This is a genomic window from Pelagibius sp. (assembly GCF_028281305.1).
In the GTDB taxonomy this organism is placed as follows: Bacteria; Pseudomonadota; Alphaproteobacteria; order Kiloniellales; family Kiloniellaceae; genus Pelagibius.
On record NZ_JANQKD010000004.1, the window covers coordinates 18600 to 32497 of the forward strand.

A 13898-nucleotide genomic window follows, 5' to 3' on the forward strand; every position below is an offset into this window, starting at 1 on the left:
ATCGCCGGTGACGGTTCGCCCGGCGGCCAACCAGGACCGGGCCCTGAGACTGCGGGAGCGCGCCCGCCTTCTGGAACTGCGCTACGGCGCCGCCGACAGCGAGACGGTGCTGGAGGCGGCGATCAAACACGTCTTCCCGGGACGCATCGCGGTGGTGTCGTCCTTCGGTGCGGAGTCGGCGGTGCTGCTGGACCTCGTTGCCCGGATCGACCCGGCAACCCCGGTGATCTTCCTGGAGACCGGCAAGCACTTTGACGAGACCCTTGCCTACCGCGACCGGCTGGCAGAGCGGCTGGGGCTGACCGACCTGCGCTCGGTGACGCCGGCGGCGGAGGACCTTGCCCGGGCCGATGCGGACGGCAAGTTGTGGCAGCGCAACCCGGACCTCTGCTGCCACCTGCGCAAGGTCCTGCCGCTGCAGCGGGCCCTCAGCGGTTTCAGCGCCTGGATCAACGGCCGCAAGCGCTTCCAGGGCGGCCTGCGCGGCGGGATCCCGGTCTTTGAGGCCGAGACCGGCCGCATCAAGGTTAACCCCCTGGCCCACTGGGACGCCGCGCAACTGCGCGAGGCCTTCGAGAATCGGGGCCTGCCGGCCCACCCGCTGGCAGACCAGGGCTATGCCTCTATCGGCTGCGCCCCCTGTACAGCCCCCTCCGGAAGCCCTGTGGAGGGCGCTGAAGCCGATGCCCGCAGCGGGCGCTGGCAGGGCAGCGGAAAGACCGAGTGCGGCATCCACAAGGCGCCCTGGGCCCGGCACCAGACCCCCCGCGCCTGACACCCCGTCTCTGGCACGCGCCCAGGGGCTTAACCACGCTCGTCAACCAAAGGGCGCAGCGCAAAAGCCCCCTCCCCGACCGCCCTACAGTTGACACAGCAGGTCTCTGCGCGACCCGACGCCGGAGCGGTCGATCCCGACTCCAATATTCAATGGTTAACGCCAGCTCCGACCGAAAGATCCGACAGGCTGCCGGCCAGTAGATTCCCCGCCGAGTCCTCTTTTGCGCCGGCGAAGAGCGATGTAATCGCTACCCGTTTGTTTAATTGTCTCTTCGATGTTTCCAAACTATCGGCCGATAAATTCGAGAATAAGTTTTCAAATACAAATAAATAACGCCTCCTAGCAATTTTATTGCCGATAAATACAGAGCTCTTTTCGAAGATATTCGGGATTAATAGTTAATTTTACTGGAAAATGTGGCAAATTTAGCTCAAATTTTTGGCGAAAGTTCTTGATAAGCCATATTAAGATTGTGTAAACCTTTACCAGCGGTTAAGCGTACAAGGGAAGGGAGAGGCCACAGCACCGGCCCTCGGTAAACCATCGACCGTCCCGCCACGACAGAGCGCAGACCGCGCCGTGTTCACAGGGTACAGGACAGACAATGAGTCGCAGTGAAGCCATATCGGCCCCTCGGTGGCCCAACCGGAAGCGCTGGCTTGCCCGTGCGCGCCGCGGCTGGGTGAAAGCCGGGGCAAAGCTGGGCCTCAACCTGCGCGGTCTTTCCGCCGGAGCGGCCTGCTCTGCGATCTCGGCGCCCATTGCCTGCGTCATCGCCGGCGCGGCGCTTGCCCATGTGGCCACGAGCGACACGACCGAAAGCGCCTGGACCCGGGTGACCGCCCAGAGCTTCATTCCGGTCGACGTGAAGGATATCGATCCCGACTTCTTCTATATCCGCCAGGTCGGTCTCCGCCAGCTGGACCTGGAAGAGCAGCTCGCCAGCGTCTACACGCCCAACCCGGGCAAGCTGCGCGAGGAGCTGACCTGCCTGGCGCAGAACATCTACTTCGAGGCCCGCAGCGAGCCGCTGGAAGGCCAGCTGGCCGTCGCCCATGTGGTGATGAACCGCGTCGCCTCACGCAATTTCCCGGAGACGGTCTGCGGCGTCGTGCGCGACGGCACGGCCGAGGTGCTGCACAAGTGCCAGTTCTCCTGGTATTGCGACGGCAAGCAGGATCTCGTCACCGACATGCCCGCCTGGGCCGAGAGTGAGCGCCTGGCCAGCAAGGTCTACTGGGGCCGTGTCAGCGACAACACTGGCGGCGCGCTCTGGTATCACGCCGACTATGTGAGCCCGTCGTGGCGCAAGGCCTTCGTGCGGGGCCCCAAGATCGGCCTCCACATCTTCTATTCGCGCAAGCCTGCGCCGACCCCGACCCAGGTCGCCCAAACCGACTGAGCAAGCGCGCCGGGCCCATCGGCCGATGCGGTCCGCCGGGCAGGTCTGCAGGGTGAGGAGGAGACGGCGTCGCGTCAGGCGCGGTGCTCGCGGCCCATCAGGATCGCTTCGATGAGCCGGAAGTTCTCATCGGAAATGCCGATGAAGCTGCCACCGAACAGGCCGTCAGGGCCGACCTCGCGTTCGATCATGATGTCCAGGCTGATCCGCCGGCCGTCCGACAGCCAGACATCCAGCCGGCTGCGGTGGCCGAGCGGCAGCTTCAACGGCGCCCGGCCCGTCGCATCGATCGCAGCACCGAATCCGGCAACCGAGATGTCCACCAGAGTGACCGCATGGCCGTCGATCTCGGCGGAAAGCTGAAGCTGGCGGCGCCGGTCGCGGCGGCGCTCCTTCGGTTTGACGGTAAAGCTGCGATTCACCATGGTTTTTGCCTGGATGGCGGGTACGGACTGGGCACGGGCTCCGAAGGCTAGCCAGCGATGGTATAGAATCCGTTACCATCGCCGCAGCGCCCAAACCGCCAGCGCAACAGGCGGCTAGAGCAGATCCGGGTTTGATGGGATCGCCCCATGTCTTTCCAGGGGCGATCCATCCAACCCGGTGAATCTGCTCTAAATCCTAGGTGTAGAGCGGATTCACATGTTCAGACGCAAACACCAAAGTGTTTCCGTCTGAACATGATCCGCTCTAGCGGAGCAGGTGGCGGGCGACCTTGCCGGTCGGGGTCAACGGCAGACTTGCCTGAAACTGCACCAGGCCGGGGCACTTGCCGTCGGGCAGAGCCCGGGCCAGCCACCCGAGCAGATCACCGTCACTCAGGTGGCAACCTTCCTTCAGCACGACGAAGGTCTTCGCTTCCTGGCCCAGAACCGCGTCGGGAACTCCGATGACAGCGGCCTCACAGACCGCCGGATGGTTCTTCAGCACCGTTTCCACCTCGGCCGGGTAGATGTGCTCCTCGCCGCGCAGGATCTTATCGTCGACGCGCCCCAGGACGTCGAGCCGGCCGAAACCGTCGAAGCGGCCGATATCCCCGGTGCGCAGCCAGCCGCCTTTCAGCCGCGCGCGGGTCGTGTCCGGCAGGTTGAGATAGCCCTTCATCACGCCGGGGCCGCGCACCAGGATCTCACCATGCTCTTCGGGTGCAAGCGTCCTGCCTGCCGCATCCGCTACGATGGCTTCGACGCCGGGCACGACCTTGCCGACGGTGGTTGCCCGCGGCAGGGCCATGTCGCCGCCCCAGGCCACGATCGAGGTTGCCTCGGTAAGACCGTAGCCCGGCACCAGGGCAAGGCCGAAGCGGGCGCGGAAGGCCGCCAGGAGATCGTCCTGCAGCGGGGCACCGCCGGTCGCACAGAGACGCAGTGTCCTGCGCACCGCCGCTGTGTTTACCGCATCGGCGCGGTCCAGAAGATAACGGTAGTAGATCGGCATGTGCACGAAGTAGGTCACTGCCTCCTCGACGATGAGGCGCCAGATGACACCGGGGTCGAAGCGCTCCACCAGCACCATTGTCTCGCCGTTGAGCACCGCGAGGTTCAGGCCGCAGATCTGGCCCATGACATGAAACAATGGCGTCGACACCAGACGGACTGCCGTTGCCGACGGCCCCGCCAGGCCACGGTTGATCCGCACCATGGCCGTGAGACTGGACTGCGTAAGTTCAACGCCTTTGGGACGGCCGGTCGAGCCGGAGGTATAGAGGATCACGGCCGTCTCGTCGGCCGCATAGCTCTGCGTTGCACAGCGGTCAGGCTGCCCCGCCATCAGATCGGCGAGCGTCGGATAGCCTGGCACCGCCGAGGCCCCATCGGTCCGGGCCGGAATGATCCAGACCTTGGTACAGAGCGGTGCCGCTTCGGCGGCCGGGAGAGCTTCGTCGGCATAGGCGCGGTCGCCGCAGCCGTCGAAGCAGAGCAGGGCCTCTGCTCCGGAGTCCTCAAGCTGGAACAGGATGTCGCGCTGCCGGAGGGTCGTGCTGAGGACGACGGCGACCGCGCCGATCTTGAGGATGCCGTAATAGGCGGCCAGGAAGCCGGGCCTGTTGTTGCAGGCAAGGGCAATGCGGCTGCCGCGCCCCAGGCCCTGGGCCCGCAGACCGTTGGCAACCCGGTTGGCCTCCTTGAGGATCTGCGCATAGCTGTAGCGCCTGCCGTCGTGGACCACGGCGCACGCCGAGGGTGTCCGGCGGGCGGAGGCATCGAGAAAGGCGGCAACGTTCAACATGGGCTCTCTCCCAAGACAGATCACTGTTGAGGCGGGGTTCTCTCGAGGCGGGGTTCTCCTATGACAGCGACGTCTGTCTCTGCCGGGCCCGCACGCGCGGCCGGTAGAGCAGGACAAGGGCTGTCAGCGCAACGAGACAAAGCGCGGCGCCGGAGAGGTGAGGCCAATGGGTTCCAAGACTGCCGAGGGCGAAGCCGCCCCAGATCGGGCCGACGATGCGCGCCATGCTCAGGACCGCGTGGTTGACGCCCATCACCGTCCCCTGAACAGAGGCCGGCGCCGCCTTGGACAGAAGGGCCTGGAGGCAGGAGAGGCCCGTCGCGATGCCGGCGCCCAGCAGCATCATCGCAACGGCCACCGCAGTGTCGCCGGGCCAGAAGACAAAGAGCAGCATGCCCGCGACCATGGCGACAGAGGATGCAGCGGCAACCGCCTCTTCGCCAACGCGGCGGCAGAGAAGCGGGATCAGCACCCATAGGCTGAACAGCGCCGCCCCGCCGGCGCACATGAAGCCGAGGGCGACATCGGATGCACGCCAGTCCAGAACGCGCTCCGACCACAGTCCGAGGGTGGCTTCCATCGACGCATAGGCGAAGGCCAGGACCGCCATGATCACGATGGGCCCAAGCAGCAGGGGCGCGAGAAACAGGCGGACCGGCATCTTGAGGTAGCCAGCCGACGGTCCCGCTGCCCCGGTAGCGGCCCGGCCAGGCGCCGGCAGACGCACCTCGCGCAGCAGGACGACGGCCAGAACGACGGCCAGAACGGCAAAGCCGGCAGCACCCAGGGCGCCGGCCTGATAGTCGTCACCGTCGGGGCCGAGCAGCCAGCCGCGGCTGAGCAGCGGGCCCAGGATGAAAGCAGCGGCAAAGGCCGAGTTCACGTTGGCCATGCCGTTTACCCGCCGCTTCAAAGATGTGCTGTCCGCCATCAAGGCCTGGATCACGGGCACCGCGGCATTGCTGACGCCGGCCAGCGCGCGCGCCGCAAAGAGCATCAGCAGCGAATCCGCATAGGCCATCATCAGATAGGCGAAGGGCGCGGTCGCCAGCGCCAGACAGATCACGCCGCGCCGGCCGAAGCGGTCGCTCAGGCGACCGAGCAAAGGCGCCAGCAACAGGATCATGGCGGTGTCGGTGACCAGGATCATCGACACCTGAACCGGACTGGCGCCGAGCGCCAGGGCCTGAAAGGGCAAAGCAGGATAGACGATGCCAAGCCCGATCAGATAGACCAGAGTGACCGCGATGGGTGCAGGCATGGCCTTACGCCGCCTTTGCCACCAGCCGCATCTTGAGGCCTTGCGGCCTGAGAGTGATCATCGGCTCCGGCTTGACCGCCTGCCCCGGCAGGAGATGCAGGTCGAAACGGCGGGCCACGGTGGCGATGGCGATGAGCGATTCGAGAACGGCAAAGCGCTCTCCGAGACAGCTTCGCGGCCCATCGCTGAAGGGGAAATAGGCAAAACGGCGGCGCGGGTCGCCAGTCTCGGGATCGAAGCGGGCCGGGTCGAAGCCTTCCGGATTGTCCCACAGCTCCGGACGACGGTGCACAGCGAACATGTTCAGCATGACATTCGTACCGGCCGCGACCGGCAGCCCGGCGATCTCGTCCCCGGCAAGGGCCGTGCGCGAGAAGGTCCAAAGCGGCGGATAAAGACGCAGGGCCTCGTCGAAGACACAGCGCGTGTAGGTTAGCGCGGAGAGCTCCGCAAAGGCCGGCGGACGCCCCGCGGGCAGGCTCTCTGCCTCGGCCTGGACACGACGCAGCGATTCGGGGTGAAGCGACAGCAGGTACCAGCACCACGCCAGGGCGTTGGCCGTGGTCTCGTGGCCGGCAAGAATCATTGAGAGGATCTGGTCACGCAGCCGCCGGTCCGTGCTCTCGCCCTGCGCAGCCAGAAGCATGTCCAGCAGGTCGGCTTCGCCGCGATCCTCCCTGTCCTTCGCATCGGCGGATGCGGCGCGGCGCTCGGCGATCATGCCGTAGACGAAGCGGTCGAGCGTGGCCAGCGCTTCCGCCACCGCCCGGTTGCGCCGCGTCGGCAGCCAGCGCGGCATCTGGAGGGGCGACCAGATGCGCCGCTCAGCATCGCGCAGCACCAGGGTCATGGCGTGAAAGACCTCTTCGTGTTCACCGTCCAGGCGGACGGAGAACAAGGTGCGCATGAGGATGTCCAGAGTCAGCCGCATCATCTCGGGCACCACGTCCAGCGCGCGGCCGCGGGCCGCCGGCACCTGCCAGCGCCGGACCATGTCGTCGACGGCATCCTGCATGGCCGCCGTCATGCGGCGCAGCTGGCAACCCTGAAAACTGCGCAGCGCCGTCTTGCGCTGCCCCAGCCAATCGTCACCCTCGGCCAGGAAAATGCCTTCGCCCAAGACCGGCCTCATCATGTCGTAGAAGCGGCTCTTGACGTAGTTCGGCCGATTGTCCTGGAGGACATGGCGGATCATCGCCGGATCGTTGAGCATCAAAACCCGGTCGGGCCCCAGGTGCAGCCAGACGGCCCCGCCGTGCTCGGCCGCAACCCGCGTGAAGAAGCGCAAGGGGTCGCGGCGCAACGCCGGCGCGAGACCGAGCAGCGGCAAGCCCTTCAAAGCCGGAACGGAAGTCTGACGGTCGAGGCTTCCAAACCCTTCGCAACTATCGACGGCGAGACTCATGATGCTGATCTCCGATGGGCCCGCACCAGCGTCATCGGGCCGGCTTTGGGCAAGCGTTAGGGTTTCCGTGACGTGTCGAACACGCCGGACCGGAAGCGCCGCAAGCGCGACGCACTTAAAGAGGGTCTGCGCCGCTTAGTGGCGCTGCGTGGACGCCACGTCGGGAACGTCCGGCACCTCCTGCGCGTCCTTGCGCTCCACCTGCGCGACCGACTTCTCGGTCAGCGCAATGGAGTCCTCAACCGCTTCCGCAGCGACCCCAATCAGGTGCGCGGCAAAGGAGAGCCCAGTGCGCCTGGCTTCGATCCGCAGGTATTCCAGACAGCGTTTGATTGCCTCTGCATCCTGAAGAGGATCGCAGAGCCTGAGTTCGATTGGCATTTCACTCTTTTTCATTTCATACTCCAGAAAGTCTCTGACCAGTGTTTCTCGCGTTGCAGTTGGCTCCGCCTGGGATCAGGCGACAGCTGGCTGTTCCAGGGCGAAGGCATTGCGGATGACCGAGCCGCGAATGCCGGCGACCGCACGCAGGCTCGCCAGCGTTGCGTGGGTCATGTCGAAGCGGCCGGCGAAGGCGATCTCCTTGCCGATGCGCATGCCCTTCGACTGCCGGCGCGGCGGGCAACCGAGCCGCGGCAGAAGGCGCTCCATCCGCGCGTCGTAAACGGTGATGAGTTGGCGGATGCCCATCGCCATGCAGGTCTCGGTGACCGCACAGAGCAGTTCGCTGCTGGTGCGCCCGCGGGTGCTCCGCCCCTCCACGGCAAAGCGGCTGCCCTCCCAGACCAGCGGGTGGTAGGGCGCCCTCTCGTCTTCCAGCAGCTGCGCGAAGACGTCGCGCAGCATGTACGGGCCGGTGGTCGGCAGAAACCGCCAGCTTCCGACCAGTGCACCGCTCTGGTCTCTGGCCAGCAGATAGGTCGGATAGAGCGCATCGAAGTCGTCGCGCTCCTCTCCGTCATCAGTGGAGACTTCCCAGCCCAGCCGCTGCTTGAACACGCGGAAGCGCTGTTGAAACATCTCCCTCAGGTCGTTGGCATAGGCGCTATAGAGATCGGGTGTCACAACGTCTATCACGGCACGGTTCCCCCCAGTTTCGGTCCCCGGCGGGCCCTGCTCTCAAGGCCCCGAATGCGCCGTGATTTCAGCGCGCCATGCGCCAATCCGCAGCCCCCCAGAAATGGGAGGGGGGTGCGCGGGAGGATGCCGGCGAAGCGGACAGATTGGTCCCGCCGGAAGCAGACTTTGTGATTTAAATCAGCAAGTTAGGGGAGGATATGGCCGCCCATCACGGCTTTGACGACGGCGTGGTGCTTTGAGAAGACACCCAGTTTGCGCGTGCCGTTCTTCAGGTGGAAAAGCACCGTCTCTTCGGAGATTGAGAGGATCTGGCCGACCTCCCAGGCGGTTTTGCCCCGCGCCGTCCAGAGAAGGCAGTCGCGCTCGCGGTCGGTCAGGCGCACGCGCTGCTCTTCCGGCCCGTCCTGAGAGAGACGGAGAAAGGCCTCATGGACCTGGGCGGCAATCCACACGAGATCGTGCCGGGCGTGCCGGAAGGTCGCCTCAAAGGCCCTCTCGCCCTGGTCCGCCACCGTGATGTTGAGGGTGGACAGCCCGCTTTCTGGCCCGTGGATCGGCACTGTCGCACCGGGGCCGAGGCCGAAGTCCCCCGCCTCGTCCAGCAGTCTGCGCTGACCGCTGCTCAGGTCACCGCGCCCGCTGAGGGTCGGCCAGTCAAAGGGCAGTGTGGTGCCGGTTGCGGCATGGAAGGTCGGATCGATGTCGCCATAGCCCCGTGCCAGGTAGTGGCCGATCCAGGAATCCGGAAAGGTCGCGAGGAACTCGTGGACCACACGACCGTTTGGCGACTCCGCAGGGACAAAGGAGCGGATGCGCTTACCCAGCGGCGGACGCACATGCACGTAGGAATAGGCGGCGAAACCAAGCGTCTCGATCAGACTCTGAAGCAGGCAGCCGATCTCATCAGTCGTCTTCGCCCTGCTCAGGGCATCGACCTGATCGATCGGCAAGCCTGTCATGACCGGTCCCGCCGGGTCGGTGCGGGACGCGGCCCCTGTGAGCCGCAATCGGGAGGTGGCCCGCCGTGGCAGGCCGGAGCGATGCCCCCGGTTGCGCGCGCAAAAGGAAGGTCGGAGGCCGCCGCCTTGCGGTGACGTGCGACCTGCTGTCGCAGGAGGCAATCCGTTGCCGCTTGCCCGAGGTCCCCCATGCCCTCCCTAGGATCTGTCGAAAACGCTCAGCCTTCGGACGTTCTGCCCAAGGTCTTCAGCAAGGATAGCACTTCGGCACGCACCTTGGAGTCCGGAATGCGGTAGTAAGAGCTGATCAGCTGCAGAGTTTCTCTCTGATTGGTGAAGTCCGGATCAGAGGAATGGATAGCACCAGCGCCGCCGGCAGCGGCGTCGGCACCGTTTGCCGCCACCTCGCCGTCCGACTCCACACCCTCGAAGAAATAGGTGACCGGCACGCTTAGGATGCGAGACAGCTCATAGAGCTTGCTCGCGGAGATACGGTTGGCGCCGCGCTCGTACTTCTGAATCTGCTGGAACGTCAGGCCGAGCGCATTGGCCAGCTTTTCCTGTGAATACCCCAAGAAGACCCGGCGAAGCCTCACGCGGCCGCCGACATGAACGTCGACGGGATGCGCCTGCCTAGCCTTCCCGACTGTCGTTTCGTGAGCAAGCATCATTTCACCCTACATTTCGATGATTCCATGACCCCAAAGTGATTATATTCTATAGGCACCGCAGACGACAAAGGAAAATCTCTCGTAAAGATGGTAAAAATTCGATCCAACGCGCAGCCAATCCGTCAACCTACGATCAAATCCAGGGGCCAGCTGTAAAGCCTAAGTATTTCCGATTATTTGTACTACCGCGTCAACTCACTTCGCTGTGACAACCTAAACGTGAGCAAAGACGCTAGATTCCTAGTCTAAATGACTAGATTCTTCCCTCCAGAGGACCAATCTTTACCACAAACGCCTGAATTGTGCGGCTTTGGTAGGCTGCGGCTTCGTAAACGCGATCACGAGGCAGCACACTTTGAACGCGCATGCACCCATAACGTGTTATCTGTAGAACATACGGGAAAATAAATTTACCATCAGAGTTAACTTGACGTTACTTCAGCATGACTTGCCGGCAGCAGACCGATACAGGCCACGAGCTGGAGGGCGGGAAACGGTGAAGGTTAGGACAATGAGCAGAAGGTCATGGACCGCCGGCGCGCCAGCGGCGCGCAGGCCGACACAACCTTAGAACGGCCAGCGGAGCACGAAGCGGGTTCCGCGATCCAACCCGTCGGGTTCGATGGTCAGATCGCCGCCCATCGAACGGGCCGCCGCCCGCGCGACGGAGAGCCCCAGGCCGGCACCGGAAGTCCCCAGCACGCAATCCGCCCGCCAATAGGGTTCGAACACGGCCTCCCGGTCCTCGTGGCGGATGCCCGGCCCGAAATCGCGGACCGATATCTCATAGCGACCCTGGCCCTTGGCGAGGTCGACCTCGACCGCCGTCCCTTCCGGCGCATACTTGACGGCGTTCTGCAGCAGGTTGGACAGGACCGTATGCAGCATCACCTGAGCCCCGCTCTCGATCGGCGCCCCGATCCTGTCCGACAGTCGTAGCTCCTGGTTCGCTTTGAGGGCGGTCGCAACCTCGCGCCAGACCGCCGAACAGAGGTGGGCAAGGTCGATGGACTGAACCTTGCCCTCGCCGTCGACCTTGCCGATCAGCAGGACGTCATCAACCAGCCCCGCCAAGGCGTCGACACCACGGCGAATGGTCTCGATTTCCTCGCGCATCTCGGTCCGGTCCATGTGCTCCCCGTAGCGGTCCAGGGCATCGGCCGCGGCGCCGACCGCCTGCAACGGCGTCCGCAGTTCATGCGAGACCATAGAGACGAAGCGCGACTTGTCTTCACGGCGCTGGCGTTCGTGATCCAGCGATACCGAGAGACGGCCTTCGTGGGAAACCACCGCCTCGACCCGCCGCACGGCGAGAATCAGAAGGAATGCCAGAATCAGCAGGGCGCCAAAAAGCAAGGGCGCAACGCTCCAAAGCAGGTCATCGCCCGGGCGTTGGTTGCGCCAAAAGATACAGCCGATCGCTTGCCCGTCGACCCCCATGATCTCCAGATCCAGGTATCCCGCAGCAGCCGGCCCTTCGGCGAAGCCGGCATCCTCCAAGAAACTCTCCAGGCTTGGTGATTGGAAGAAGTCCTCATCGAGCGGGCGCATGAAGACAAGCAGGGAGGCTGACTCTGCACTCGGCGGCTCGCCCACCTCGGCGAAGGGTGAAATGATGCTGGCGCCCACCATGTGCAGGCGTCCCTCGACCGCAACGAAGCCCACCGGCGGCACCGCCTCGATGCTTCGGCCCTGGCGCGCTGCATTCAGCAAGGACCGCACCGTGCCGGGCAGACGCTCGAAGAGCTCGACCTCAGAGCGTGCCCCCTCGACAAAGGCGATTTTCGTCTGGTCTTCAGGGCCCAGCACCCAGATGCCGGTGACTCCAAAGGCTTCCAGCAGGTAATGGCCCAGTTCTTCCCGCGCCCAGCGCTCGTCCAGGCCGACATCGAGCACATAGATCACCTCGTCCCACCAGGCATAGTCCACCACCAGGTCGCGAAAGGCCTCGCGCCGCGCATCCAGGCTCGCCGAGACCAGCGACTCCTGCGCCCGAGCCTGGCTTTCGTTGAGCTCGCGCGCGCCCCAATAGAGAGCGAAGGCGACCGCAACCAGGGTCAGCGCCACCAGCAGCAGGATCGGCAACAGCAGCCCGCGGCGGCGGCGCGCGGCGCGGCGGCGGGTCCTGGTCAGCCGTGACGGTGACGCCCCCTCGGGGGCGATGGAAGAAAGCCCTGTCAATTCACACCCATGATCAAGACTGCTCGAAACCGAACTCTGCCGGACTGCTTAGGTAAACCTCACGAATCGCAGCGTACTATAGGGCAAAGTCTCTAGGCTTTGGGTATAGCCACCGCTATGAAATTCGCCAAAAAATACCCAAAAAATATCGATCGAGCCTTAACTGATTGTAACAGCATAAGAACTTTTGCGTTACGGATAGTTTGTTTCAACATAGTGTCTGCTTAATGTGATTAGAATTGTGACGCCGTAAGTCTTTCTAGCAGTGCGCGCAGATTCTTGGTGCTACAGGTGTCGGCGCCATGGCTCAGTGCCCTGCAACCCAGCTTTGCAGCATTGTTGTTGGTTTACAGAGCGAATCGGGCAGTATGATGCCGGTCGACGTCGCCGCGTCATGGTTACACTCTGGCCGATCACGATCCCCACACGTAGGTTGCAGCAGACCGCCGCCGCGGAATCCGCTGGGATACTGTAGTTCCCCGGGATGCGGCCTATATGGTGGTCGATCTCTTCGGTCCGGCCAGCCATACTTAGCGAACTGGGGCCAGGCCGCGGCCCAGAGTGGACCGTTGAATTAGGGTATATGCATGAAGCCGAAGGCGAGCTTCGAGTCCTCGGAACGACTGGGTCTCCTGCTCTCGCGTTGCAGCTTGGGCGACCAGTCCGCCTTTGCGGACCTCTATGATGCCACTTCTGCGAAACTCTTCGGCATTGCCTTTCGTATATTGAAACGTGAGGCCTGGGCGGAGGAGGCTCTGCAGGAGGCCTACATGAAGATCTGGCGGTATGCCGACAGCTACAATCCAGGCCGGGGGCGGCCGATGACCTGGATGATCAATGTAGTTCGCAACCAATCGCTGGATCTCTTGCGCAAGGCTGACTACCGCGCCGCTGAAGAGGAATGGAGTCCTGAAAAGGACCAGCGAATGAGCGGCGAGAATCCAGCGGCCCAGGCCGAGACAAGCCAGGAGATGCAGCGCGTACTGGGCTGTCTCTCCGGCCTGACAGAGGAACAGCGGGACTGCATCCTGCTGTCGTACCACCAGGGCTATACGCCCACCGAGGTGGCGAGCCGGATTGGACGCCCGGTCGGCACCGTGAAAACCTGGATCCGCCGGGGGCTGATCAAGGTCAGGGAGTGTTTGGATCAATGAGGTACGACGACCCGGAGCTGCAGGAGGCGCTGGCCGGCCAGTATGTGGTCGGCGCCCTGCAAGGCCCGGCGCGGCGGCGGTTTGAGACTCTGATGCGCACACGCCCGGCGTTGCGCCGCAAGGTCGAGTCTTGGGAGGACCGGCTGACGCCCCTGGCCGAGGAAACCCCGTCCCGGCAGCCGCCGGAACGGGTGTTCCGCGCCCTGCGCAAGAGGATCAATCCGCAGGCCGAGACGGGACGCTCGAGCTTTTGGGACAGCCTGGCCTTCTGGCGCCCGTTTGGCGCGGCGGCTGCCGTGCTGGTGGTGCTGGTCGGCGGCTATGCCGGCTTCATCCTCTCGCAACCCGGTCCCCAGCAGCAGATCGCAGCGACGACGCCGGAGCCGGTTTTGCCGAGCTATGTGGCCGTGCTGGAGGATGCGGGCGAGCAGCCCGCCCTGGTGGTGACCGCCTACAAGGGACCCTGGCGGCTTTCGGTCAGGACACTGCGTCCGCTGGACCGGCAGAATGCCGAAGTCTTTCAGATCTGGACCGTGGAGCGTGGCAGCGGCACCGTCCGCCCGCTGCTTCAGCTGGCCGGCGACGATGCGGCCGCCCGGCCCCTGGACAAGGACGCCTGGGACGCGGTGAAGACATCGGAATCGCTGATGGTGACGCTTGAAAGCAGCGGCACCGCTCCGACGGCGCCCAGCGGCCCGGTCCTCTTCTCCGGCCTCTGCATCGCTCTCTGGGACGACAGCGCGCCGAGCGCGGGATAAAGGATACGGCTGGCGCTGTT

At 64.4% G+C, this 13898-nt stretch carries 13 protein-coding genes; 4 read left to right on the forward strand and 9 right to left on the reverse strand.

All coding sequences use genetic code 11. The features are described from left to right. Positions 1–7: 7 nt before the first annotated feature. Together Q0982_RS01005 and Q0982_RS01010 are read left to right on the forward strand one after the other, a co-directional pair. Positions 8–775, forward strand: coding sequence for a phosphoadenylyl-sulfate reductase (locus tag Q0982_RS01005; RefSeq protein ID WP_299390964.1), 768 nt, complete (start codon positions 8–10; stop codon positions 773–775). A 607-nt stretch (positions 776–1382) separates the two neighbouring features. Next, positions 1383–2180 (forward strand): cell wall hydrolase, encoded by a 798-nt coding sequence (locus tag Q0982_RS01010; protein WP_299390966.1) that lies wholly within the window; start codon positions 1383–1385, stop codon positions 2178–2180. 74 nt (positions 2181–2254) lie between these two features. Here Q0982_RS01010 and Q0982_RS01015 read toward each other — a convergent pair whose 3' ends face one another. The 9 genes from Q0982_RS01015 to Q0982_RS01055 all read right to left on the reverse strand — a co-directional run bounded on the left by Q0982_RS01015 (position 2255) and on the right by Q0982_RS01055 (position 11966). Then, positions 2255–2605, reverse strand: coding sequence for a hypothetical protein (locus tag Q0982_RS01015; RefSeq protein WP_299390968.1), 351 nt, complete (start codon positions 2603–2605; stop codon positions 2255–2257). Positions 2606–2870: 265 nt separating this feature from the next. Further along, positions 2871–4409: a class I adenylate-forming enzyme family protein gene (locus tag Q0982_RS01020; RefSeq protein WP_299390969.1), complete on the reverse strand. Its 1539-nt coding sequence runs from the start codon at positions 4407–4409 to the stop codon at positions 2871–2873. Positions 4410–4467: 58 nt separating this feature from the next. Then, positions 4468–5670 carry an MFS transporter gene (locus Q0982_RS01025; protein ID WP_299390971.1) on the reverse strand — a complete coding sequence of 401 codons (1203 nt, stop codon included), beginning with the start codon at positions 5668–5670 and terminating at the stop codon, positions 4468–4470. A gap of 4 nt (positions 5671–5674) precedes the next feature. Beyond that, positions 5675–7075 carry a cytochrome P450 gene (locus tag Q0982_RS01030; protein ID WP_299390973.1) on the reverse strand — a complete coding sequence of 467 codons (1401 nt, stop codon included), beginning with the start codon at positions 7073–7075 and terminating at the stop codon, positions 5675–5677. A 135-nt stretch (positions 7076–7210) separates the two neighbouring features. Continuing rightward, positions 7211–7471: a hypothetical protein gene (locus tag Q0982_RS01035; RefSeq protein WP_299390975.1), complete on the reverse strand. Its 261-nt coding sequence runs from the start codon at positions 7469–7471 to the stop codon at positions 7211–7213. 60 nt (positions 7472–7531) lie between these two features. Continuing rightward, positions 7532–8152 carry an acyl-homoserine-lactone synthase gene (locus tag Q0982_RS01040; RefSeq protein ID WP_299390976.1) on the reverse strand — a complete coding sequence of 207 codons (621 nt, stop codon included), beginning with the start codon at positions 8150–8152 and terminating at the stop codon, positions 7532–7534. 188 nt (positions 8153–8340) lie between these two features. Continuing rightward, on the reverse strand, positions 8341–9114 hold the full coding sequence (locus Q0982_RS01045) for a LuxR family transcriptional regulator (RefSeq protein ID WP_299390978.1): 774 nt from the start codon (positions 9112–9114) through the stop codon (positions 8341–8343). Between the two features lie 218 nt (positions 9115–9332). Further along, positions 9333–9785: a helix-turn-helix domain-containing protein gene (locus tag Q0982_RS01050; protein ID WP_299390980.1), complete on the reverse strand. Its 453-nt coding sequence runs from the start codon at positions 9783–9785 to the stop codon at positions 9333–9335. Between the two features lie 567 nt (positions 9786–10352). Further along, positions 10353–11966, reverse strand: a complete 1614-nt coding sequence (locus Q0982_RS01055; protein WP_299390981.1) for an ATP-binding protein — start codon at positions 11964–11966, stop codon at positions 10353–10355. 587 nt (positions 11967–12553) lie between these two features. Here Q0982_RS01055 and Q0982_RS01060 point away from each other — a divergent pair. Then, positions 12554–13120, forward strand: a complete 567-nt coding sequence (locus tag Q0982_RS01060) for a sigma-70 family RNA polymerase sigma factor (protein ID WP_299390983.1) — start codon at positions 12554–12556, stop codon at positions 13118–13120. Next, positions 13117–13878 carry an anti-sigma factor gene (locus tag Q0982_RS01065; protein WP_299390985.1) on the forward strand — a complete coding sequence of 254 codons (762 nt, stop codon included), beginning with the start codon at positions 13117–13119 and terminating at the stop codon, positions 13876–13878. The genes Q0982_RS01060 and Q0982_RS01065 overlap by 4 nt, the downstream gene beginning before the upstream one ends. Positions 13879–13898: the final 20 nt, after the last annotated feature.